Source organism: Microvirga ossetica (assembly GCF_002741015.1).
Lineage (GTDB): Bacteria > Pseudomonadota > Alphaproteobacteria > Rhizobiales > Beijerinckiaceae > Microvirga > Microvirga ossetica.
The window spans coordinates 125,340-147,210 of the sequence record NZ_CP016620.1 but is presented as its reverse complement, the minus strand read 5'-3'; the positions used below and the strand labels follow the sequence as shown (position 1 = coordinate 147,210).

At 61.5% G+C, this 21,871-nt stretch carries 17 protein-coding genes and 3 pseudogenes; 6 read left to right on the top strand and 14 right to left on the bottom strand.

Annotation, left to right across the window (positions count from 1 at the left end; genetic code table 11):
- Positions 1 to 114: 114 nt before the first annotated feature.
- Positions 115 to 1,263: a plasmid replication protein RepC gene (gene repC / locus BB934_RS43595; RefSeq protein WP_099515797.1), complete on the bottom strand. Its 1,149-nt coding sequence runs from the start codon at positions 1,261 to 1,263 to the stop codon at positions 115 to 117.
- 184 nt (positions 1,264 to 1,447) lie between these two features.
- A pseudogene (locus tag BB934_RS43590) lies at positions 1,448 to 2,399 on the bottom strand (IS630 family transposase).
- Positions 2,400 to 3,172: 773 nt separating this feature from the next.
- On the opposite strand from BB934_RS43590, the pseudogene BB934_RS43585 reads away from it, so the two are divergent.
- Positions 3,173 to 4,130: pseudogene (locus tag BB934_RS43585) on the top strand (IS630 family transposase).
- A 50-nt stretch (positions 4,131 to 4,180) separates the two neighbouring features.
- Here the strand turns inward: BB934_RS43585 and BB934_RS43580 are convergent.
- Together BB934_RS43580 and BB934_RS43575 are read right to left on the bottom strand one after the other, a co-directional pair.
- Positions 4,181 to 4,561 (bottom strand): hypothetical protein, encoded by a 381-nt coding sequence (locus BB934_RS43580; RefSeq protein ID WP_418294845.1) that lies wholly within the window; start codon positions 4,559 to 4,561, stop codon positions 4,181 to 4,183.
- A 125-nt stretch (positions 4,562 to 4,686) separates the two neighbouring features.
- The gene (locus tag BB934_RS43575) at positions 4,687 to 5,922 is read right to left on the bottom strand and encodes an IS256 family transposase (RefSeq protein ID WP_099514402.1); all 1,236 of its coding nucleotides are present in this window, start codon (positions 5,920 to 5,922) and stop codon (positions 4,687 to 4,689) included.
- Between the two features lie 1,084 nt (positions 5,923 to 7,006).
- Between BB934_RS43575 and BB934_RS51375 the strand changes: the two genes are divergently transcribed.
- The gene (locus tag BB934_RS51375; protein ID WP_418294844.1) at positions 7,007 to 7,798 is read left to right on the top strand and encodes a PRC-barrel domain-containing protein; all 792 of its coding nucleotides are present in this window, start codon (positions 7,007 to 7,009) and stop codon (positions 7,796 to 7,798) included.
- Positions 7,799 to 7,930: 132 nt separating this feature from the next.
- On the opposite strand, the gene BB934_RS43560 is transcribed toward BB934_RS51375, so the two are convergent.
- The 3 genes and pseudogenes from BB934_RS43560 to BB934_RS43550 all read right to left on the bottom strand — a co-directional run.
- The gene (locus BB934_RS43560; RefSeq protein ID WP_099509067.1) at positions 7,931 to 8,269 is read right to left on the bottom strand and encodes a GYD domain-containing protein; all 339 of its coding nucleotides are present in this window, start codon (positions 8,267 to 8,269) and stop codon (positions 7,931 to 7,933) included.
- 50 nt (positions 8,270 to 8,319) lie between these two features.
- Positions 8,320 to 8,736, bottom strand: a complete 417-nt coding sequence (locus BB934_RS43555; protein WP_099509068.1) for a cupin domain-containing protein — start codon at positions 8,734 to 8,736, stop codon at positions 8,320 to 8,322.
- A gap of 375 nt (positions 8,737 to 9,111) precedes the next feature.
- Positions 9,112 to 9,402, bottom strand: a pseudogene (locus BB934_RS43550) (PRC-barrel domain-containing protein); the annotation flags it as partial.
- 561 nt (positions 9,403 to 9,963) lie between these two features.
- Here BB934_RS43550 and BB934_RS43540 point away from each other — a divergent pair.
- A complete protein-coding gene (locus BB934_RS43540; protein WP_099515794.1) occupies positions 9,964 to 10,674 on the top strand; it encodes an IS6 family transposase in 711 nt (236 codons plus the stop codon).
- A gap of 240 nt (positions 10,675 to 10,914) precedes the next feature.
- Here BB934_RS43540 and BB934_RS43535 read toward each other — a convergent pair whose 3' ends face one another.
- The 7 genes from BB934_RS43535 to BB934_RS43505 all read right to left on the bottom strand — a co-directional run bounded on the left by BB934_RS43535 (position 10,915) and on the right by BB934_RS43505 (position 18,077).
- The gene (locus tag BB934_RS43535) at positions 10,915 to 11,883 is read right to left on the bottom strand and encodes an ABC transporter ATP-binding protein (RefSeq protein WP_099515793.1); all 969 of its coding nucleotides are present in this window, start codon (positions 11,881 to 11,883) and stop codon (positions 10,915 to 10,917) included.
- A gap of 2 nt (positions 11,884 to 11,885) precedes the next feature.
- On the bottom strand, positions 11,886 to 12,896 hold the full coding sequence (locus BB934_RS43530) for an ABC transporter ATP-binding protein (protein WP_099515792.1): 1,011 nt from the start codon (positions 12,894 to 12,896) through the stop codon (positions 11,886 to 11,888).
- A 4-nt stretch (positions 12,897 to 12,900) separates the two neighbouring features.
- Positions 12,901 to 13,818, bottom strand: a complete 918-nt coding sequence (locus tag BB934_RS43525; RefSeq protein ID WP_099515791.1) for a dihydrodipicolinate synthase family protein — start codon at positions 13,816 to 13,818, stop codon at positions 12,901 to 12,903.
- Positions 13,819 to 13,838: 20 nt separating this feature from the next.
- Positions 13,839 to 14,720 carry an ABC transporter permease gene (locus tag BB934_RS43520; protein WP_099515790.1) on the bottom strand — a complete coding sequence of 294 codons (882 nt, stop codon included), beginning with the start codon at positions 14,718 to 14,720 and terminating at the stop codon, positions 13,839 to 13,841.
- Between the two features lie 2 nt (positions 14,721 to 14,722).
- Entirely contained in the window at positions 14,723 to 15,682 is a 960-nt protein-coding gene (locus BB934_RS43515; RefSeq protein WP_099515789.1) for an ABC transporter permease, read from the bottom strand.
- Between the two features lie 76 nt (positions 15,683 to 15,758).
- Positions 15,759 to 17,342 (bottom strand): ABC transporter substrate-binding protein, encoded by a 1,584-nt coding sequence (locus tag BB934_RS43510; RefSeq protein WP_099515788.1) that lies wholly within the window; start codon positions 17,340 to 17,342, stop codon positions 15,759 to 15,761.
- 12 nt (positions 17,343 to 17,354) lie between these two features.
- Positions 17,355 to 18,077, bottom strand: a complete 723-nt coding sequence (locus BB934_RS43505; protein WP_099516127.1) for a FadR/GntR family transcriptional regulator — start codon at positions 18,075 to 18,077, stop codon at positions 17,355 to 17,357.
- Between the two features lie 127 nt (positions 18,078 to 18,204).
- On the opposite strand from BB934_RS43505, the gene BB934_RS43500 reads away from it, so the two are divergent.
- From BB934_RS43500 to BB934_RS43490, 3 genes are read left to right on the top strand one after another with little or no spacing between them, the layout of a single operon-like run.
- Positions 18,205 to 19,176, top strand: a complete 972-nt coding sequence (locus BB934_RS43500; RefSeq protein ID WP_099515787.1) for a Gfo/Idh/MocA family protein — start codon at positions 18,205 to 18,207, stop codon at positions 19,174 to 19,176.
- Entirely contained in the window at positions 19,173 to 20,216 is a 1,044-nt protein-coding gene (locus tag BB934_RS43495) for a Gfo/Idh/MocA family protein (RefSeq protein ID WP_099515786.1), read from the top strand. Before BB934_RS43500 ends, BB934_RS43495 begins: the two co-directional genes overlap by 4 nt.
- On the top strand, positions 20,213 to 21,826 hold the full coding sequence (locus BB934_RS43490) for a putative N-acetylmannosamine-6-phosphate 2-epimerase (RefSeq protein ID WP_099515785.1): 1,614 nt from the start codon (positions 20,213 to 20,215) through the stop codon (positions 21,824 to 21,826). The genes BB934_RS43495 and BB934_RS43490 overlap by 4 nt, the downstream gene beginning before the upstream one ends.
- The last annotated feature ends 45 nt before the right edge of the window (positions 21,827 to 21,871 follow it).

Here is a 21,871-nt window from a genome sequence, read left to right as displayed (position 1 = left end):
CTTTTCGTCCCATCATGGGTGCCGTGTCCGGTGGTAGCCGCCATATGAGTTCGCCTCCTCACCAGCGAGAGAGGCCTCTCTCGCCTTGGGCATCCCTCCGCAATCGAGGCATTCTCAAGCCAGCTTGCGTCTCCGCAGGGTAAGTAGGGCGGTCTCAAGGTCGAGTTGGCCGCCCTTGATCAGCCGAACAATGGACCGGAAGTAACCACCCGCATTTCGGATGCTATTTCTGCCGCTCGAGGCATCGTCGTCATAGAGTTGCAGGACATAGATCACTGCGACGGCGGCATGGATGGCTCCGATCTCCGCGACGGCCTCGGTCCAGGCGCTCGGGTGTGCCCCCAACGAGGCTCGTAGAAAGCGCCCCGCCGCGACGATGTCGACAGCGTCTCTGATCGGTTGGGCCCAATCGGCGATCACAGGACAGGCTTCAACGATCAAGGCTGGGAGCAGCAGCCGCGAGGATAGTCCGTGTGAGGTGGCCGGTTCAGAGTCAGTCCGGTGGCTCTTGTCACAAGTCTCCTTGGGAGATTCGTTTTCTGCTTCTATCTGTCGGCATGCCGTGCCGTCACAGCCCGCCTGGTAGAAGGTATCTTCTGCGAGGTGTCTGATTTCGGTCCACGCCTGGAGAAGATCAGCGGGGAGGTCGGTTCCGGATCGTTTTGGCGTTCGGGCTCGCAACAGGCTGAAGCGGCTTTCCAGGGCGGCGCGGTCAATGGCTGGATAGTGCTGCGCAAGCGCGTTTAAAGCCTCTTCGGTGGCGCGGCGGCAGATCGTGATCTCATCGAAAGCGCGTTTCAGGAGTTCCTTGCGCTGCTTCTGCACAGCGAGCGCCGCCGTCCATTCGCCGCGACGCACGTAGAGCGGGCTCAGATCGAAGCCAAAGGCATCGACGACAGCCCCCTCCGCATCGCGAATCGCATAACGCTTTCCGTTTGGCGAATCCTTGGGGATCACTAGTTGCCGCTCGATCAGCATCCGGATCGCATTGCGAATGGCTCGCTCTGATAATCCGGTGGTCGCCATCAGACGCTGATTGGACGGCCAGACGAGAAGTCGTCCTATCGCGTGTTCGCCCCAGCATGCGACGAGCTGACCGAGGACAAGACGTTGCGGGGCGCTCAGTTGGAGCGCTCTTTCGGCATCCCGTGCAACCCCCGAGAGTTCTTTGCGTGTGACGGTGCGCCCGGTTTCGAGCACAAAAATTCTCGCAGCCAGAGCGGAATGTCTCAGCCGCCGGCCTCCAGACGATGCGAGTTGCATCGTACCCTCCATGTTGAGGGCAAAGCAGGAGTGTTCACCGAAACCGATGTTCTTGACACGCAGCTTGTCGGGATGGCATAAGGATTGTCGCCAAACTAATCCGGTCGCCGTCCCTCGGTGACTCCAAAGGCCCTCGAAGTTTCCAGCTTCGTGGGCCTTTTGCTTTGCCTAGAGCATCGGCTGTTCAGACGAATCCATAACCTGCGGCAGTGAAGTAGTTGCGGCATTCCTCAGCTTCGACCCCATCACAGATGTCCCCGATGGCCCGCCAGAGCGCGTCAAAGGTGCGGGCTTCGGCTTTGCGCAGATGTGCTTTGATCTTGGCGAAGAGTTGCTCAATTGGGTTCAAATCGGGCGAATAAGCAGGCAGGAACAGGAACCAGGCGCCGCGTTGCTTCAGACACTGCGCCGCCGTCTCGCTCTTGTGCGCCGGCAGGTTGTCGAGGATCACCACGTCGCCCTTGGACAGCGTCGGAGCAAGCTGGGTCTCCACATAAGTCTCAAAGATCTGACGGGTCATCGGCCCATCGATCACCCAAGGCGCCGTCAGACCACAGTAGCGCAGCCCGGCGACAAAGGTCTGGGTCAGCCAGTGGCCGAATGGTGCCCTTGCATACAGACGCTGCCCTTTGAGGCAGCGGCCGCGCAGGCGCGTCATCTTGGTGGATGTGCCGGTCTCATCGAGAAACACAAGCCGGTGCGGCTCCTGGCGCATGCGCGGCTGGCGTTTTGTGTGCCAATGCTCGCGGGCCTGGCGCACGTCGGAGCGTTCTTGTTCGCTGGCCCGCAAAGTTTTTTTTGACGCTATAGCCGTGGCGGATGTACCAGCGCGCGATGGACGCCGGCGTGATCTTGGTGCCCAAGGCCAGCAGTTCGGCCGCGAGCTGGGGCATGGTGATGTCGTTCCTCTCGGCGACGCGACGGATCAGAAACTCGCGATGCGGGTCGAGCTTGGAGTAGCGCCAGCCGCCCTCTGGTTTGGGCGCCAGGCTGCCGGTGGCCCGATACGCCGCCATGAGCCGCACCACAAACGCGACCGACACCTCAAAATGGCGCGCGGCCTCATGGCAGGAATGCCCCGCCTCAACAAAGCGCACCACCCGTTGCCGCAGATCCAGCGAGTAGGACTTGGTCATCGCTCATCTCCTCTAAAGAGGGCCGAGATAAGGGAATCACAAAGCCGTCACGCCGCATAGCCTCCGATTCAATCAGAACAGCCGATGCTCTAGCCTTAGTTCACGGTTGTCTTCCCCTGTTCGAAGAGTGTTGCGAGGTCGGGATGATCGCGGCCCAATAAGACCGAATGCGCTCTCTTGTGCCGGCACTGATCTCGTTGATCACCAACACAACGATCTCCCGGAAGTCCGTCTGGCAAGGGACCTCTCGGAAGCACTGTTGATTTTGGTGACTCAAGCTTTCGGACGTTGTGAACTCCACTCTCTCGCAACACCTGAGAGATGAACCGATTCGGTGTTACCGTGGAGTCGATCTGCAAGAATCGATTAATCTTGATTGCGATTTCCACTGGGAATCTGAGTCGGAACCGGCGGATCACTCAGGAACCGTAAGTCAAGTCGCAGTCAAGTTGCCGCGTCCCCGGCACTCAAGACTCAATCTAGATTCTGTTCTTGCCGAGGACAGTCTCGAATAGACTCTGTACTTTCGGACTATGTTGCTTCGACATACCTCAACAGCAACAGATTACTTTTAGATTTTATTGCACAACTCGACAGCTCTGTGGTTCAAGAGTCGTGCTCTGGATACATGAACTGAGTGCACGTAATTTTGGAACCTTCTGACCCAGGATGCGGGGGCAGTTCCGCATCCTAGAGCCTCGGACCGGAAATGAGACTCCTGGCTTCTGTGCGAGGCCGAGCTGTGATTCACTGCCTGGACCGGGAGGTGGATTATGGGTCATTGCTATTCCCTGGATCTGCGGGTGCGCGTCGCCGACTTTGTCGATGCAGGTCATTCCTGCCGGGCGGCAGCCCAGCACTTTGACGTCAGCGAGAGTTTCGCCATCAAGCTGGTGCAGCGGAAGCGGCGGTTCGGCTCGCCGGCACCGGCCCGGCAAGGCCGTCCGCCCGGACGCGGCAAGCTGGTGCCCTATGAGAGCTTCTTGATCCAGACGGTCGAGGCCGAGCCGGCCATCACCATGCCCGAGCTGGCCGCAAGGCTGCTGACTGAGCATGGGATCGTTGCGGCTCCCGCGATGCTCTCGCGCTTCCTGTGCCGGCACGGCTTCTCATATAAAAAAATGCCTGATGGCGGCGGAGTGCGCACGCGCCGATGTGCGGGATGAGCGCCGGGTCTGGCATGCCCAGCGCCAGCCGCGCATGCGCCAGGAGACGCACCGGCTGGTGTTCCTGGACGAGACGTACGTCAACACCAAGATGACCCGCCTGCGCGGACGCTCTCGCCGGGGCCAGCGGCTGCGCATGAGCGCTCCCTTTGGACACTGGAAAACCCATACCTTTCTGGCTGGGCTACGGTGCAACGAGTTGTGCGCGCCGTGGATCATCGATGGCCCGATCACCCGGTTGGCGTTCGAGGCTTACATTGAGACGCAGCTCGCGCCGACGCTGCGCAAAGGCGATGTGGTGATCCTCGACAACCTGGCTGTCCACAAGAGCGAAAAGGCTGCGCAGTGTCTGAAGCAACGCGGAGCCTGGTTCCTGTTTTTACCTGCTTATTCGCCTGATCTTAATCCAATTGAACAGGCCTTCGCCAAGATCAAGGCGCACTTGCGCAAGGCCGAGGCCCGAACGTTCGACGCGCTCTGGCGAGCGCTCGGTGAGATCTGCAACCTGTTCGAACCACATGAGTGCTGGAAATACCTTAAGGCTGCCGGATATGCGTCCGTTTAACCGTCCGATGCTCTAGTCTCTTCTCCATGCCTCTCGGAGGCGTCGTACAGTCAGTTCGTAGGCTCTGTCTTCTTGGCCGACCCGAACAAGCTCTTGATCATGGCGAACATGGGATGGTCGGCTACTGAGGTATGTGTCACTGCATTCTGCTGAACGACAGCCATACGTGTCCTCACCTCCTCTGGTGCCAGAAGGTCAGCCTGGCGTCCAATGGCGAGCGCACTCTTGAGGATGTTAAGTCGCTCCCGGAACGGGAGATGATATCTCAGGCGGGACGCGATATAGACTTCCCGCTCGCGCTCCGCCTCTGCGGTGTCGGCGCAGCCCAGGCAGGTCACAAAGGGCAGCAGATGCTGCCGCTCCTCGTCAGTCGCCTCATCGTTCAACTGCATTGCCAATGCGCAGATCGGGCGCGAGAAGCAGTCTGGCATGTCCTGCACGGACCGAACGGGCCGGTATGGAAAACCTGCCGCGACGATGGCCGCTTCGTTGATGCAGGTTCCGCCGTCCTAGCCGGGGAAGGCCAGCTATGACGGAATTTAGGTGATGGGGCCGGTCAGGCGGCGCTGTGTGTTGGCACCGTTGTGATCTCGGTGCCGTCTTGGAATCTGACACCGGCGATTACCTTCGGCAACTGGTTTTCACCCATCAATCTCCGCCAGGTTTTCGAAGCCGCCATGATGAGCTTGAACACCATCAGCCGAGCGGTGGTTGGCGACAGCGAGCCCTTGGTGCGCACGGTCCTGTGCCGGACTGTCGCGAACACACTCTCGATCGGGTTTGTGGTCCGCAGATGGATCCAGTGCTCAGCCGGCCAGTCAAAGAAGGCCAGCAATGCTCGCTGATCCTTGCGCAGGCACTCCACCGCCTTGGGATAGCGCGCCTGGTAGGCGTCGGCGAACAGATCGACGGCCACCTCAGCCTGGGCTCGGGTGGGCGCGAGGTAGATCTCGCGCAGGGCCGCCTTCATGCCGGTCTGCACGGACTTGGGCACCTTGTTGAGCACGTTGGTGGTCTTGTGCAGCCAGCAGCGCTGATGATGCGTGCCCGGGAAGAGCTCGTCGAGTGCCTTCCAGAAGCCGAGCGCCCCGTCTCCCACCGCAATGCGAGGCGAGATGGACAGGCCCCGCCGCTTGATCTCGACGAGCAGCTCGCGCCAGCTCTGGGCGCTCTCGCGCACGCCGGCCTGGAAGCCGACCAGCTCCTTCTTGCCTTCCGGCGTGGCGCCGATCAGCACCAGCATGCATTCAGCCTGGTCCTCCATCCGGGCCTGCAGGTAGACCCCGTCGGCCCAAACGTAGACGTAGTGACGCGCTGAGAGATCGCGCGCCTGCCAGCGCTCGTATTCGCCCTGCCATTCGCTGGTGAGCCGGGTGACCACCGTGGGCGAGAGGTTGGGCGCATCCCTGCCGAGCAGGGCTGAGAGCGCCTCCTGGAAGTCGCCGGTCGAGAGCCCGCGCAGGTACAGGATCGGCAGCAGCGCATCCAAACTCTTCGTCCGCCGAGCCCATTTCGGCAGGATCGCCGAGGTAAAGCGGATCCGATCCTCGCCGGTGGCGCCGCGGTCGCGGATCTTGACCCGGCTGACTTCGACGGGACCGATGCCGGTCTGGATCAGGCGCTCGCGCCCGTCCGGTAGCTTGAGATCGCGCATGCTGGCCAGATAGGCCTCGGCCTCGCTCTCGATGGCCTGGGCCAGGAGCTTGCGGGCGCCGGTGCGCAGGATATCGGTCAGTGGATCGTCAATCGCGTCGGGCTGACGAAGGCGCAAAACATTGGTAGTACCGTTCATGGCGTATCGCTCTCTCGAAGAGGTTCTGGCAGGCTCGTCACCCGCCTCGATACGCCGCCCTTCTCACACCGTCATCACCCAGTTTCCGCCATAGCTGCGGGGAAGGTGTGCGAGCCCTGTTTCAGCTTCCAGTTCAGGACGTGGTCGAATTTGTCCATGGCAGCCATCCTTGTGGCGTGCCCCCCCCCCTCGAATGGTGATCCTCCGCCGTCCCGGCTGACAATTGTCGGGAACGACACGGCCAGTGGGTCTCAGGAAGGCCAAACATTCAATCCGTAGTTTTCCCAGGAAGAACACAGGAGAGGGCATTAAGTATCGAAGTTGCACAGGCACTTAGGTAAACCTGGGAGTGCGATACGGCCCGTATTTCGCCGTAGGCTCCCGTACCCTCTCCCCCAGCTTTTGTCGCCGCTCCCGTCACTTCTGACCGGTATATCCGGCCTGGGTCTGCATGCTCTGCCTACATGGAACCACTACACTGTCGTTCTCATTTCGTTCACATATAGCTATGGGACGGCGATGGTTGAACGGCTGTGCGATTTTCCATGGATAATCGTCCGGATCGATTGCCCCCTTTGTCCTCACCGTAGGGGTCAGTATCGGCTGGCACGACTTGCGGCGGAATATGGGGCCGACATCCAGCTATGTGACCTCCTCGATAGGATCTCACTCGATTGCCCGAGGAAGTCCCTCCCGTGGGAGCGCCCTGCTGGTCAATACGATCCAAAGTGCAAAGCCCGCTTCACGGACTTGGAGGCAACCAGTCGCCCTCCTCCGGATCTACCACCGATGCTGCGAAAGCTCATGCTGATCCAGGGTGGAAAACGGTGAACGCCGAAAGGTCCAGTGAACTGAACTATCTCTGCCCAGATGGGTCCTGGCAGCTACCCTCCCCGCTCACACTTTGCATCGCCACAAGGGCGCAAGGACAACTATACCAGCGCGGCTGTAGGATTGCGTATTGGAATCCGTACATCCAAACCACCGCAGTCGAGCCTCAGGGTACGTTGAACGATAAGCTGGTCGAGGAGTTGGAAAGCCACACCCAAAGAAGTCAGGTCGTCATCTCAACAGGAGAGTGATCATGGACGAGAAACAGGGAACAGGAACCGGGCAAGCTGCAAACGTGCAGTCCAATGCTGCAACCCAAGCGGGCGGTAATGGCCCTAACCCTCAAGGGAATGCTCAAGGGAGCGGGGGCTCGACCGAAAGCTTGGTTGACCAAGCGAGGAACACTGTTGCTGACGTTGCAGACCGTGCCTCCGATGTGGCCCGTGAGGCTTACGATCAAGGTCAGCGGTATGTCCGCGAAGCAAGTGACCGGTATCCTCAGGCCCAGCGCTACTATCAACGAGCCACACAGTCCATCGAGCACCAATTCACTAACGCCCCGCTCGTATCGCTGCTGGCGGTCGGAGCGGTCGGCCTTGGTATGGCCTGGGTCATTGGTGGTCTGACCAGAAGCCAGGACCGTGCGCCATCTGGTGCCAGGAGCCGAAGGGACTCCCCTGGTCAGCGCTCCGGCAAGCCTTTGATCGAAAGCGACCGGGTGGAAGGAACTGCCGTCTACGACCAGAGCGGCAAGCGCATCGGCACCGTCGAGCGGGTCATGATCGATAAGCTCAGTGGACGTGTTGCCTATGCCGTGATGTCGTTTGGCGGCTTTTTTGGGGTTGGTGCGGACGAGTACGCCGTCCCCTGGCGCATGCTCGATTATGCCCCCCGCCTGGGAGGTTATCAGATCCAGACTACCGCAGAGCAGCTTCGGAGTGCGCCGCGTCTCTCCCGTGATCGCGGTCAGGACTGGCCGGATCGGCAGAGTGAGCAGGATCTGCACGACCATTATCAGGTGTCCTACTACTGGGTCCTGACCTGACGATCTGGACAGGCAAGCGGCAGAGGTATTCCGCTCCCGGTCCCCTCATAGGACCGGGACTTATCAACGAGACCCTGCCTGCGGCGCAGGTGTCGGTCCAAACCTCGCTTCTTCAGACCTAAGCTCCGGTCATCACGCCGCCTGCCCGGCTGACCTGAAGTTCTTGGCGAGATCCCCTGCGGCGCGGAAGGCTTGCATGGCCTCAGCCCCGGTCATTGCAAGGGTGGTCTTCATGTCTGTCACGCCGCCGCCTGCCGCCGCCGTGATCACCGCCGCCGCAACCGTGCGTGCATCCGGCGCTTCGACCACGAGGAGCCAGTCGTACTCGCCGAAGGTCACATAGTAGGACAGAAGCTTACCGCCCGCAGCTTCAATGAGCTTGGATACCGGCTCAGTCCGGTCTTCCGGCGTGGTCGCCATATTGCGCATCGCATCTTGCGAATACCGACCCTGAGAAATGAAGATAGGCATAGCGCTCTCCTGAGGTTGCCATGGGAAGGAAGTGTCCATCACCTGCTCGCTCATGTTGTCAGCAGGTCGATGATTCTCATGATGGCGATTGCATTGCTCTTGTTCTGGGTGCCTTCCGTGGTGTTGCCCTTGGCGCAAGTCCACACGTCTCCCTTCTTGACCGTGAACTGTTTGTCGTTCTGCACCACCGCGAGTTCGCCCTCGGACATGTGGCAGAGCATGTCGTTCATCATTGTGTTGTCCGGGGTCTTGGCACCGGGTTGTAGAACGATGTCACGCAAATGCACCTTCTTGTAGGCAGGGATCAATGACTCCCGCTCCCCTAAGTCAATCTGCCTGACGCCCTGGATCAGTTCCTTACCCTCGTTGGGGCCATAGGTTTGGGCGGCAGCCTGTTCTGGAAGAACAAGCCCTGATAGCCCGGCAAAACCGATGGCAAGGGCTGATCTACGGTCGATGTCCAGCATAGCGTCCTCCTGTTGTTGAGGTCGCCTGCTCCGGGCCGGGGCCGACTTTCTTGCTCGACCCGAGCAAGAGCGACGTGGCCGGTGAAGGTGGGCCGAGGCGCTGCCCGACCTTTGCGCTTGATGACAGAGGCATCCAACTCAGGGCAGCCAGAACACTTGTTATTGGGCCAAAACTATACTCCTCCGAGACTGCGACCGCAAAGGCTAGGAATGTTCGTCAGTAACGTTGCATAGCATCCTTGGGATCGGCGCGGACGAGCATCCCGTCTCGTGGAGCGTGCTTACTAACAGCATCAGCCTGGACCGACATCGCACCGATACAATGCTGAGCAGCGGCAAGGTTCAGGCTTGGGCGGTCAGTGTTGGCAATGCTGCTCACCAGCCCCAGTAGGGCGGCACTTTCCAGTGATCGTGATGGTCCTGCTCACGCCTGCGGTCCCCCCAATCTTTCTCATCGCCAGAGACGACCGGAGCATCAGTTAGCTGCTCCTGCGTGATATCGGTTCTGTAGCCGCCAAGCTGGGTATCGTACTTCAGTTTCTCCCATGGGATTGTGTGCCCATGGCTGCCGATCCCAAGAAAACCCCCAAAGGTCATCACGGCGTAAACCACTCGCCCGCTCACCTTCTCATTGATCAGGTGGTGGATCGTGCCGATGCGGTGACCTCGTGGGTCGTAGAGGGATCAGCACCCTCCTAATCCCTGGGCGGATCAGAAGAGGCGCTTACCCATAAGTGCTACTTCCATAGGATCATTGCGTGGAACTCAACGACAGCCCACGTGGGCCAGTAACAGGCTACGTCAGCAACCAATAACAAGCCGAGGGAACACATGGCCGCTAACCCGGAACGTCGATCTTCTAACGCTGGAATGGATGCTTCTCGGATGTATCCTCCTGAGCTTCTGCCGTTGGTGCAATCGCTTCTGGCGACCGTAGCCGACATTGACTTCGAGCATGAGAGTGACGTTGAGACTGTCAGGAATAGCTCAGCGGATGAGTGGCTGAAGCAGACGACGATTAGAAAGCTGCAAGAATGCCATCGAGAGCGGCGTATGCCCTACGTTCAGCAGCTTGAAAGCTTGCAGAGGCGGCTTCGGGCTCTGGCTGCCTGATTGCGAACTGGAGCCATTGAACTCCATTGAGGTCGTTCAGGGCACATCAGGCCACACCTGCCAGGGCATCGTCAGGTTAACGCGGTAGTGACTACTGAGAGCCATACGTGAGGGATGGTATCAACTCGTCATCCTTTCTATGCCCGCCACCGCTTCCCGGCTGAGGTGATCAGCCATGCCGTCTGGCTCTACTTCCGGTTTCCGCTCAGTCTGCGCATGGTCGAGGAGATGCTCGCGGCACGGGGCATCGAGGTCAGCCACGAGACTGTGCGGCAGTGGGCGCTGAAGTTCGGGCAAGGCTATGCCAACCAAATCCGGCGGCGTCTGCCCGCGCCCGGGGACAAATGGCACCTCGATGAGGTGGTGGTCAGCATTGCGGGCCGGAAGCATTGGCTCTGGCGCGCGGTCGACCAGCACGGCGTCGTGCTCGACATCCTGGTTCAGAGCCGCCGCAACGCCAAGGCCGCAAAGCGCCTGCTGCGCAAGCTGCTCAAGAAGCAGGGTATCGTCCCTCGAGTGATGATCACGGACAAGCTGGCCAGCTACGGTGCGGCAAAGCGCGAGATCACGCCGAGCGTGGAGCATCGGCAGCATAAGGGCTTAAACAATCGCGCGGAAAACAGCCATCAGCCGACGCGACGACGCGAACGCGTTATGAAGTGCTTCAAATCAGCCGGGCAGGCCCAGCGATTCCTCTCAGTCCACGATCAAGTTGGAAACCTCTTCCGCCGACCCGCCAACTCCACCGCCGCTGATCATCGCAAAGCGCGGGCCCAGGCCCTTACGACCTGGGCCGAGGTGGCTGGCCTCGCTGCTGGCGTCTGACCGGCTGATCCCGTGAGGCTTTGCGACGTCAGCTCGTTAACCTGACGGTACCGTTTTGGGAGCAGATCTTGTTCCGGACCCGGTCTGGCCAGTCTGGTTCAGCCGCTGCGACGTTCAGGGACAGTCCAATAGCGGCGACTGTTCCGACGAGCGACTGCGCAAGTGGCCTGGAAGTCATGAGCATTCCTCCCGTTTCTGGTGATGTAGGCTTGGTGCGCTCGACGCTTCAGTACCCGGCCCTCATCCGCTCACGTCACGGCGGATGCAGGCCTTGAAGTGGCCGGGTGACACCTCTTCGAGCGGCGGCACGACTGCCGCACATTGCTCGGCTGCGAACGGGCAACGGGTGCGGAAAACACACCCGGAAGGAGGGTTGGCCGGACTTGGAATGTCCCCTGTTAGGATCTGCCGGGTGCGAGCTCTGGCTGGATCGGGAGACGGAATCGCCGAGAGCAACGCTCGCGTATAGGGGTGGCGCGGATCGGCATAGAGCTTTTCGCTCGGCGCGATTTCCATGATGCGCCCGAGGTAGAGCACGATGACGGTATCACAGATGTACTCAACAACGGCGAGATCGTGCGAGATGAACAGCATGGTCAGTCCAAGGCGGATCTGCAGATCGCGCAGCAGATTGACGATCTGAGCCTGGATCGAGACATCAAGTGCGGAGACAGGCTCGTCGGCCACGATCAGCTGCGGCTCTAGCGCCAAGGCGCGCGCGATCCCGATGCGTTGGCGCTGCCCACCCGAAAACTCATGCGCATAGCGGTCGAAGGCATCGGCTGGCAGGTCGACGGTGGCAAGTGCTGCCTTGGCGCGCTGTGTCCGCTCCTGACGCGTTCCCACTCGTTGGATCTCAAGGCCCTCTGTCAGGATCTGGCCGATCGTCATTCGCGGCGACAGGCTCGCGTAGGGGTCCTGGAAGATGTACTGCATGCCCTTGCGCTGTCGGCGCATCTCGGCGGATGAGAGCTTGGTGAGGTCGGTACCATTGAAGTGCACCTCGCCGGACGTCGGCTCAATCAGGCGCAGCACCGAGCGCCCGATTGTGGTCTTGCCGCTGCCTGACTCTCCGACGAGGCCGACGACCTTACCGCGTGGTACATCAAAGGAGACATCCTCGAGCGCACGTACGACGGAGCCACGGGAAAAGCCCGCCGGCTTGAAATGCTTGGTCAACCCCCTGACTGAAAGCAGTGGTTTCTCCATCCCTAAACCTCCTGCCATCTGATACAGCGGCTCTTCTGGCTATTGCCGGTGTCAAACAAGGGTGGCACATCGGCCCGGCATGCGTCGATCGCATAGGAACAGCGGGGCGCAAACGAACAACCTTTCGGGAGTTGCATGAGGCTTGGCACAGAGCCCGCAATGGTCGGCAGGGAAAGACCCTTCCGTTTCAACTCGGTTGCCTCGCCCAGCTTAGGGACGGATCGCATCAGGCCGACCGTATAGGGATGGCGCGGATGCGCGAACACGTCGGAAACGGTGCCGGTCTCAACGATCCGGCCCGCATACATCACGGCCACCCGGCCGGCGATCTCCGCCACCACGCCTAAGTTATGCGTGACGAACAGGATGCCCATGCCGCGTTCTGCCTGCAGCGTCTGCAGCAAATCGAGGATCTGGGCTTGGATCGTCACGTCGAGCGCGGTGGTGGGCTCGTCGGCGATCAGCAGGACCGGATCGCAGGCAAGTGCCATTGCGATGGTGGCACGCTGGCGCATGCCTCCTGAGAGCTCGTGCGGGTATTGCCTGGCACGCCGCTCGGGATCGGGGATGCCGACGTCGGCCAAGAGTTTGACCGCGGTGCTCGCGGCATCCTTGTGGCCGCGCCCGAGATGGATGCGCATGGGCTCGGCGATCTGCTCGCCGATGGTATAGACCGGGTTGAGGCTCGTCATAGGCTCCTGGAAGACCATGGCGATGTCATTGCCGCGGATCTGCCGCATGCTCTCAGCATCGAGTTTGGCAAGGTCGAGTGTCTGGCCCGACTTTCCTCGAAACCGAATGCTGCCGTCGGCCACCCGCCCGATCCGCTTTGGAAGAAGGCCCATGATCGAGAGGCTGGTGACGGATTTGCCTGAGCCGGATTCGCCGACCAGCGCCAGGGTTTCGCCTGGCGCAATGGTCAGATCCAGGTCCTGCACGGCCGCAACGTCGCGCTCGCCAATCCGGAAGACCGTCTTGAGACCTGAGATATCCAGGATCTGGTCGGCGTGCATGGCTTCAGCCCGTAAGCCCGGCGGCTCGGACGATCTCTTCAACCTTCGCGGTCTCCTCACCGTTGAGCGAGCGCTGAGGCCGGGCCATCGTGTTGGTGGCAATGACACCGAGGGCGCGCATCGCGGTTTTGAAGGCGCCGACGCCCGCCGAGCCGGCGCTCGTGCGGGGCAACGAAACCCAGACCATTTCAAACAGCCGGCACAATCTCTCCTGCTCCTTGCGCGCGGCCTCCCAGTCTCCAGCCTGAGCGTGGTCCCACAGCCGCACGTAACCCTGCGGATCCACGTTCGCGAGACCCGGGACGACACCATGTGCTCCCATCTGGAGGGCGTTGTCGACAATGATCTCCGAGCCTGTCATCAGGAACATGTCAGGCTTGTCGGCGAGATCGAGCAGACAGAACCGGAAGTTGCCGTCGTCGCCGCTCGAATCCTTGAGCCCTGCGATGGTGCCTTCGCGGGCCAGTGTCACCGTCGTCTTGCGCTCGAGCTTAGTATGAACGCAAACCGGAATATCATAGGCGATCACGGGGATGTCGATCGCCTCGCGCACATACCGGAAGTGGTCGACGACCTCCGGCTGGCTCGTCCGGGTATAGAACGGAGCCGTGACGACGATGGCATCGACACCGATCGATTGCGCCGCTTTCGCATGACCGATTACCCGGTCGGTGGTCGGATCGATGACGCCGGCGAGGATCGGCAGGCGTCCGTTCACCACCTTTACCGTGTGCTCGAGGATGTGGCGCCGTGTGGCTTCGTCATGGAATATGACCTCGCCCGTCGAGCCGAGCACGAAGAGGCCATGCACGCCGCCTGCAATCAGATGCTCCAAGACCCTGGTGTAGGAGGGATAATCGACCTCGAAGTTCTTGGTCAGGGGAGTAACGACGGGGGGCACGACGCCGCGAAAGTTGATCATAGGACACCTTTGTTGCTTGGTTATTGAAGATCGGAACGAGGGTCGAAGGCGTCACGCAGGCCATCGCCGACGAAATTGATCGCGAGCACGGTGATGACGAGCGCTGCGCCGGGGAACATCCACTGCCAGACATATTGTTCAAGGACGCTGGTCGAGCGAGCGGCGTTCAGCATGTTGCCCCAGCTGGCCTCAGGCGGAGCGATGCCGAGTCCGAGGAAGGACAGGCCCGCCTCGAGCAGGATGGCGTTGGCAATCTGCAAGGTCGTGTAGACCACGAGGATGTCGATGCAGTTCGGGAGGCCATGCCGGAACAGCAGGTGACCCATTCCGGCTCCCATCCCGCGCGCAGCGACCACGAAGTCGCGTTCGCGCAGTTCGAGAAGACGGGCCCGGACCATGCGTGACAGCACAGGCCAGGACAGCAACGAGATCACGGCGATTGTGGGCACAATGCCGGTCCCGACGATCGACGCGAGGACAAGCAGCAGGATCACCGGTGGCAGCGTCATGGCAAGATCGACGAGGCGCATGATGGCGCCGTCGACCACACGGCCACTGAAGGACGACACCGCGCCCACGAGGAAGCCGATGACCAGGGAAACTGCAACCGATGTGATCGCGACGAGCAGCGAGATCCGGCCGCCCTGCATCAGACGAGCAAGGACGTCGCGGCCAACGCCGTCGGTTCCGAACCAGTGGCTGGCGCTCGGCCCCTTGTTGAGAGCGCGCAGGTCGATCTGATTGGGCGAATAGGCCCACCAGAGCGGATAAGTCAGGATCGCTGCGAGAATGAGGGCGAGGGCCACAAGCCCCAACAAGGCGACCCGGTTGGTGACGAACCGCCCGAGGGCCCGGGCAGTCGGTCCTTTGCGAGATCCAGCGACAGCAACTGCAGCACTCATCGTCAGGCCACCTGGATGCGGGGATCGACAGCCGCATATGCCATGTCGGTCAGGAGGTTGACCACGATGACGCAGGCTCCGATGATCAGCGTCGCGCCCATGATGACCGGGTAGTCACGGGTATCAACGGCATTGATCAGCAGCAACCCCATGCCTGGCCAGTTGAAGACGCTCTCGATGAAGATCGCGCCGCCCACGGCAATGCCGATGGTCGATCCAATGAGGGTGACGACCGGCAGGAGCGCGTTACGCAACGCGTGTTTCATGATCACCCAGAACTCCTTGACGCCCTTCGCCCGAGCGGTGCGGACATAATCCTGGTTCAGCACCTCGAGAAGCGACGCGCGCATGTAGCGCATGATTAGAGCAGCGTGGCCGATCGACAGGAGGCACGCGGGTAGAATGAGATGAGCCAGGAGGTCCCCGATTGAGAACGGGGCGCCGGGTGTCAGCATGCCGCCGGACGGTGCCCAGCGGAGAACCACCGAAAACAGGTACAATCCGAGGATCGCTGTCAGGAAGGCCGGGCTCGAGATGCCAAAGAAGGCGACGACGGAAAAGCCGATGTCAGTTGGGGAGTTGCGCCTGACCGCGCTGAGGATCCCCGCCGCGATGCCGAGCACAATGGCAATCGCAAGACCGGCGGCCATCAGCAGGACGGTGGGCCCAATGCGCTCGAGCACGAGGGGCAGGACCCTCACGCCATTGCGCTGGATTGAGAAGCCAAGGTCGCCGGTGGCGGCAGCCCGCAACCATGCCAGGTATTGAACAGGCAGAGGCTGGTCGAATCCGAGACGCGCGCGTAGCGCAGCCATTTCCGCCTGGGACATGGCGACGTTAGGATTGACATAGGCGTCGATGGGGTCGCCAGGTGCCAGGCGAAGAAGCACGAACACAAGAATGCTCAAGGCGACGAGCATCAGCAGACCGGTGGCGAGGCGTCGCAAGATATATGGCAGCATGAGTATGCCCTTGTGGCTTTAGGAAGGCGGCCCAAGCGAGAGCGAGCCGCCTTCCGTGATGCTTCGGCAGTTGCGCCTACTTCTCGATCGACCATTTCTCCGGATGCGCGTTGTAAGGTCCGCCAGCCGGAGCAGGCACCCAGATGAAGTCCTTGAGCTTCGCCGAGGCGACGCCATACCGGTTGGCGACCCACATGGTGGCCCAGGGGAGTTTGGCGTTCATCGCCTTGCACACGTCCTGATAGCGGGCGTTGAGCTGCTGTGGATTGGTTTCGGCCAGCGCGGCATCGAATGCCTTGGTCAGGTCCTGCATGTCGATGCGGAGGAAGTTCGCTCCGGCTGGTGGCTTTTGCGCTGCATTGAGGCCGATGTTAAGACCCGATGGATCGGGTCCGTTCTGAAGCCCGGCGTAGACAAGCGGAAACTGACTGAAGTCGGGGTTGCCGGCGTAAATGATACCGTTATACGTCGGGGTGTCGACCACCCGCGGCACAACGTTGATGCCGACCTGCGCGAGCATCGCCTGCACGGCCGCCATGACGTTGGCGGCTTGTGGTGTGTTGTAATAGGTCAGCCAGGTGATCGGCTTGCTGCCGTTGATCTTGTCCCAGCCGGCCTCTGTCAACAGCGCCTTGGCTTTTGCCGGATCGTACTTATAGGGGTTTAGCCCTTCAGGGACGAGCTGCTTGGCGACATAGCCGCAGTTGGCCTCGGTCGCAGCGCCGCCGTAGAGGCTGTCGATGATGGCCTGGCGGTCGATGGCGTGCATGACCGCCTGGCGCACGCGAACGTCCTTCCAGAGCGGGACCTGCTGGTTGAAGCCGAGATAGTTGGCGACAAAGGACTGCCCCTCGATGACCTTGAACCCTTTGTTGTCCTTGAAGGCCGCGACGTCGTCAGACTCGACGTAGGTGAACTGGATCTCGCCCGCGCGCAGGGCCGCTACGGCCGCGGCCGTGTTCTTGAAGTAGCGGTTGATCACCCGGTCGGCCTTCGGACGCCCGAGGCGGTAGTCATCATCGGCCACCAACTCGACGTATTGGTCGCTCACGTACTGCTTGAACTTGAACGGACCGGTTCCAATCGGCTTGGTCGCCCACCAGGTGCCGGTCGCCAACTCCTTTGGCGTCATGCCGGACAACGCATGCTCAGGCAGGATCATGAGCTTCGTCAGTGTCGCGAGGAGACCCGCATCAGGGCGCGAGAGCTTGATAACTGCCGTCCGCTCGTCAGGCAACTCGACAGATGACACCGCGTTGAGGCGAGCGGCGAAGACGGTTCCGGTCTCGCCATTCTTGGCAAGGTCAACCGTGAACTTTACGTCCTTGGAAGTGAAGGGCTTGCCATCGTGCCAGGTCTCGTTGGCGAGCTTGAAGGTGTACTCGGTCTTGTCGGCGTTGACGGCATACTCGTTGGCGAGTGCGCTTTCGATCGCTGTCAGATCGGCATTGTAATTGACCAGCGGCTCGAAGTAGACGTTGAGCCAGGTGAACCCGCCTGTGGCTGCGAGCGGGTTGAAGTTGCCCTGGAAGCCGCCGGGCCCTACGTCAAAACCACCGGTGATCGTCTTCGGCTCCTGGGCTGCGGCCGATGTGGTCAGGGCTGTCGCCCCGAGTAACGCCGCGACGGAGATGGCTCGTGTCAAAGTCTTCAACTGCATCGGTTCCTCCTGTTAGCTGTTGGCCGCTCGTCTGTTGCTCGCGATAACGTCGAGAATGCCCTCATAATGTTTGTCGAGCCTCTCCCGAGCTCGTTCGACATCGCGCGCGGCGACGGCTTCAACGATCTCGTGGTGATCCCGCCATGTCGAAAGCGGGTCCGAGTTGGCGAGGTTGGCGAAGTTGGACACTTTGTAGAAGGCCCGCCAGAACACCTCGATCAGGCCGGTGAGCATCCTGTTGTTCTGGCAACGGAACAGCAGTCGGTGAAACTGCTCGTCTTCCTCGACGAAGCTCTCGTTGCGCTCGGCGCGTTGGCGCATGCGTTCCGTCACCTGACGCAAAGCGGCGAGATCCTCTTCGCCAATCATCTCGACCGTCTTGTGGATGAGCCCGGTTTCGAGGACGCGTCGCAGCTCGCGGAGTTCCTCGATATCGCGTAGGCCGTCGCCGAGGCCATAGGCGAGATTGTCCAGGAGCGGCTGGAATGAAAACGCCTTCACGAACACGCCGATGCCGCGGCGGGTTTCTAAAACCCCCACGGATTCGAGGGCCTTGATCGCCTCGCGGACAGAGTTGCGGCTGACGCCGAGCTGCTGAGCGAGGAATGACTCCGGTGGCAGGGCGTCCCCAGCCTTGAGCTGGTTGTCCTCGATAAAGCTGCGCAGGCTCTCCTGCACGCTCACATGGAGCGATAGCGGGCGCCTCAGTGGCTTGAGCTGTCTGACACTTGGCATCATCGGCCTCCGCGGCCTAGGGATCAGTGAAATAAGGTTTAGATCTGCGATAGCACTTGTTTAATATCAGCTTGTAGGATATCCAGCAAGAGGATTTGTGCATGGGTCTGATTTCAGGATCGAAACGATGAGAGTTGCCTTACTGGGCGTAAGCCATTGGCACGCGCCGATGCACTTGGATGCCGTTATATCGTCAGGCGGTGAAGCCGCCTTGGTCTGGGATCCAGATGCGACAGCGACAAGGCGCTTTGCTGCCGAGCATGGGTTGGCGACCGCGCAGAGCCTGGATCAGGTCATCGAGGCCCGCCCTGATCTGATCCTGCTTATGGGACATCCATTGGCAGTTCCGGATGTTGCTATTCAGGTCATCGCGGCAGGTGTTTCGCTGGTCCTTGAGAAGCCGGCAGCCAACGCCACTGGGGGCTTGATGCGCGTCGTTGAGGCTAGCCGGAGATACGGCAGCTTTGTTGGCGTCCCGCTTCCCAACCGCTTCGGGCCTGTCTTTCGAGCAATGGCGGAGCTTGAGGCAGAAGGCCGCCTCGGCAAGCTCGCCTACGGCCATTTCCGGATCGTCAATGGTCCGCCGCAGCGCTATCGCGACGACGGCGTCGGCTGGATGCTCGATCCAGCGATCGGCGGTGGCGGGGCGCTGCGCAATCTCGGCATCCATGGCATCGATGCCGCCCTCTCCCTCGCGCAGGGAGCCTTGCGCGTCGTCTCGGCCTTGATCGGCAACCGCATCCATGACGAGCCGGTCGAGGACCATGCTCATGTGACCCTCTGCGACGAGGCCGGAACACTCTTCACGGTCGAGGCCGGCTACACCTATGCCTCGATGGCCCCGGGCGGAGACTTCGAGTGGCGGATTGCCACCGGCAACGCCTACCTGAGCGATCGCGGCGAGACGGCGCAATGCACAACGCTGGACGATGGCAGCACCCGAATGCTTGCGCCCGAGCATCCTGGCATGCGCTACCGCCTGTTCATGGCTGACACGTTCAACAGACTCCGCTCAGGGAAGCCCCCGGGGGTGAGCATCGAAGATTATCTGGCAGCGATGCAGATCATCGATGCCGCATACGAGAAGGCAAACTCATGATCGGCGTAGGAATTATCGGAGCCGGCCACTTCGGAGCGGTTCATGCCCGGGCGATGGTGGAGGTCGATGAGGTCAGGCTCGTCGCGTCGTGCCGGGAGAACGCGGATGCCGCAGCTGCCTTCGCGGCCGAGCATGGTGGCACGAGCTACCGCGACTGGCGTGCTCTGCTCGATGATCCGGCCGTCGATGCCGTTCTGATTGCCACGCCGCACGACCTGCATGAGGAGATCGCCATCGGAGCCGCGCAGGCAGGCAAGCATATCCTGCTGGAAAAGCCCATGGCACCCAACGTTGCTGCGTGCGATGCCGTGCTCGCGGCTGCTGACGCGAGCAGGGTCAAACTCATGATCGGGCACGTGATGCATTTCGCCCTGCCCTGCCTTAAAGCCAAGGAGATCGTCGACTCGGGAGTGCTGGGCGCCCCTGTCCTCGGGTCGAGTTGGATGATCAAGCTCTGGATGGAGAGCAACCGGCGCCCTTGGCATCTCGATGACGCCTCAGGCGGCGGCATGTTGATGACGGCCGGCATCCACGCGCTCGACCGGTTGATCTGGCTCATGGGAGAGCCGGTGGTTGGGGTCAGCGCGATGACCGGCACCTTCTTCCACGAACAGGAGGCCGATGATGCTGCCCTGATTGGCTTACGCTTCGCCAACGGCCGGATCGGCCAGGTCGCCAGCGTTGGCTACCGCAATGGAGCGGTGACGTACGCCATGGATCTTGTGTGTGAGAACGGCACGATCCGGATCGATTTCGATCACGGGGTCAGCACGGGCCGAGATGGAGTCTGGGCGCCGGTGCCCGGTTCCATCGAGCCGAACTGGATGGGCGCGGCAGTGGCACGCGAATGGCGGGCCCTCGCCGCCAGCATCCTGAACGATACGCCTTCGCCGGTCAGCGGAGCGTATGGACGCCATGTCGTCGCCTGCATCGAGGCGGTCCACCGGGCCAGCGCCGGCCGGTGTGAGGTCCCGGTCACCGGCGCCACCCTGATGCAACCCACCATTCGACAAACCCACACAAGTCCGGAATCGTCATGACATCGCAGCTTGCGACCGAAGCACTCACCGAAAGATTGAAAGGCGGCTTGGTCGTCTCGTGCCAGCCCGTTCCCGGCGGTTCGTTCGACGATCCCGCGTCGGTCGTTCGCTTCGCACTGGCCGCCCAGAGCGCCGGCGCCCGGGCTCTCAGGATCGAAGGCGTCGCCAATGTTGCCGCGGTCGCTGCCGCCTGTTCGCTGCCGATCATTGGTCTGGTGAAACGCGACCTTACGGATACGTCCGTCCGGATCACACCCTGGATCGACGATGTCCGCGTTCTGGCTGAGGCTGGTGCAGCAATCATCGCCTTCGATGCGACTGACCGGGTCAGGCCTGTCCCAGTAAGGACCCTCGTTGAGGCGGTGCACACCCGGGGCTGCATCGCAATGGCGGACATCGCGACGATTGCCGAGGCACGGAATGCAAGCGCACTGGGCGCAGACATCATCGGCACTACGATGTCGGGCTACACGGATGCGGGGCCGCCGCCGCGTTCGCCGGACATCAGCCTGGTGGTGGAGGCCTGTAGGTTGGATAGGCCGGTCTTCGCCGAAGGCCGCTACAACGAGCCCCGTCTAGCCGCCGCGGCCTTACGCGCGGGCGCTGCGGCGGTGGTCGTCGGCTCCGCCATCACCCGCCCCGAGTACATCACGCAATGGTTCGCTGACGCAATTGCACGTGAATCAGCCCCGGCGAGACCAGTTCTCGCGATCGATATCGGCGGCAGCAAGACAGCCGTGGCGTTGGTCCTGGAAAACCGCGTCCTCGAGCGACGTCAGGTTCCGACACGGCCCGCCGACGGAGCGGAGGTGTGGCTGCGAGCCGCCGCCGATGTCGCACGGGACTGGCGTGGGCAGTATGACGGTGTCGCGGCCGCTGTGACTGGCCTGATCCGGGACGGACGCTGGACGGCCGTCAATCCGACGACCTTGCCCGTTCCGGCGGAGTTCCCGCTCGTATCACAACTGGCCGATCACTTCGTCGGCCCCGTTTTGGCTCTGAACGATGCTCAGGCCGCGGCTTGGGGTGAGTATCGCTTTGGGGCCGGCCGAGGCCGCGATCTTCTTTTCCTGACCGTGTCGAGCGGAATCGGTGGCGGAGCTGTCGTTGGCGGTCGGCTCTTGAGTGGATCGGGCGGTCTGGCCGGGCATGTCGGCCAGATCCCGGTGCCGGCGCCGGGGAACCGGTATCACCGCCTGGAGGATTTGGCGTCCGGATTCGCCATTGCGGCCGCAGCCCGAAAAACTGGTCATGAGGTGGATGCCAAAGCGGTGTTCGCCGCCATGGCAGCGGGTGAGAGTTGGGCCGAACGCATCGTCGCCGCGGCCGTGGATCATCTCGCCTTGGCACTCCCGGGGTTGCAGGCTCTCCTCGATCCGCAGGTCATGGTGATCGGCGGCGGCGTCGGCCTCGCGGCAGGGTTCCTGCCTCGTCTCGAGGCGGCCCTGTCCCGCTTCCCTTCCGCCCTCAGGCCTACCTTGGCACCAGCCCTCCTTGGAGTCGATGCCGGTCTCCTCGGCGTAGCAGATCTGCTGAACAGGCAGATGTCCTTCGAGATCCAAGAAGTTGGCACGGCCCCGGTCATTGGTGCTAACGCACCCAATGCCTAGCCGCCGTGTGTCCGTGACGAGCCAGTATCCGGGTGTGATATGTCA

What these genes read in the sequence shown, in the direction of transcription:
- BB934_RS43530 (WP_099515792.1), bottom strand. Translation starts at nt 12,896, where the DNA reads ATGCACGCCGACCAGATCCTGGATATCTCAGGTCTCAAGACGGTCTTC.
- BB934_RS43535 (WP_099515793.1), bottom strand. Translation starts at nt 11,883, where the DNA reads ATGGAGAAACCACTGCTTTCAGTCAGGGGGTTGACCAAGCATTTCAAG.
- BB934_RS51375 (WP_418294844.1), top strand. Translation starts at nt 7,007, where the DNA reads ATGGACGAGAAACAGGGAACAGGAACCGGGCAAGCTGCAAACGTGCAG.
- BB934_RS43510 (WP_099515788.1), bottom strand. Translation starts at nt 17,342, where the DNA reads ATGCAGTTGAAGACTTTGACACGAGCCATCTCCGTCGCGGCGTTACTC.
- BB934_RS43505 (WP_099516127.1), bottom strand. Translation starts at nt 18,077, where the DNA reads ATGCCAAGTGTCAGACAGCTCAAGCCACTGAGGCGCCCGCTATCGCTC.
- BB934_RS43580 (WP_418294845.1), bottom strand. Translation starts at nt 4,561, where the DNA reads ATGCCAGACTGCTTCTCGCGCCCGATCTGCGCATTGGCAATGCAGTTG.
- BB934_RS43540 (WP_099515794.1), top strand. Translation starts at nt 9,964, where the DNA reads ATGGTATCAACTCGTCATCCTTTCTATGCCCGCCACCGCTTCCCGGCT.
- BB934_RS43490 (WP_099515785.1), top strand. Translation starts at nt 20,213, where the DNA reads ATGACATCGCAGCTTGCGACCGAAGCACTCACCGAAAGATTGAAAGGC.
- repC (WP_099515797.1), bottom strand. Translation starts at nt 1,263, where the DNA reads ATGCAACTCGCATCGTCTGGAGGCCGGCGGCTGAGACATTCCGCTCTG.
- BB934_RS43520 (WP_099515790.1), bottom strand. Translation starts at nt 14,720, where the DNA reads ATGAGTGCTGCAGTTGCTGTCGCTGGATCTCGCAAAGGACCGACTGCC.
- BB934_RS43555 (WP_099509068.1), bottom strand. Translation starts at nt 8,736, where the DNA reads ATGCTGGACATCGACCGTAGATCAGCCCTTGCCATCGGTTTTGCCGGG.
- BB934_RS43500 (WP_099515787.1), top strand. Translation starts at nt 18,205, where the DNA reads ATGAGAGTTGCCTTACTGGGCGTAAGCCATTGGCACGCGCCGATGCAC.
- BB934_RS43525 (WP_099515791.1), bottom strand. Translation starts at nt 13,818, where the DNA reads ATGATCAACTTTCGCGGCGTCGTGCCCCCCGTCGTTACTCCCCTGACC.
- BB934_RS43515 (WP_099515789.1), bottom strand. Translation starts at nt 15,682, where the DNA reads ATGCTGCCATATATCTTGCGACGCCTCGCCACCGGTCTGCTGATGCTC.
- BB934_RS43495 (WP_099515786.1), top strand. Translation starts at nt 19,173, where the DNA reads ATGATCGGCGTAGGAATTATCGGAGCCGGCCACTTCGGAGCGGTTCAT.
- BB934_RS43575 (WP_099514402.1), bottom strand. Translation starts at nt 5,922, where the DNA reads ATGAACGGTACTACCAATGTTTTGCGCCTTCGTCAGCCCGACGCGATT.
- BB934_RS43560 (WP_099509067.1), bottom strand. Translation starts at nt 8,269, where the DNA reads ATGCCTATCTTCATTTCTCAGGGTCGGTATTCGCAAGATGCGATGCGC.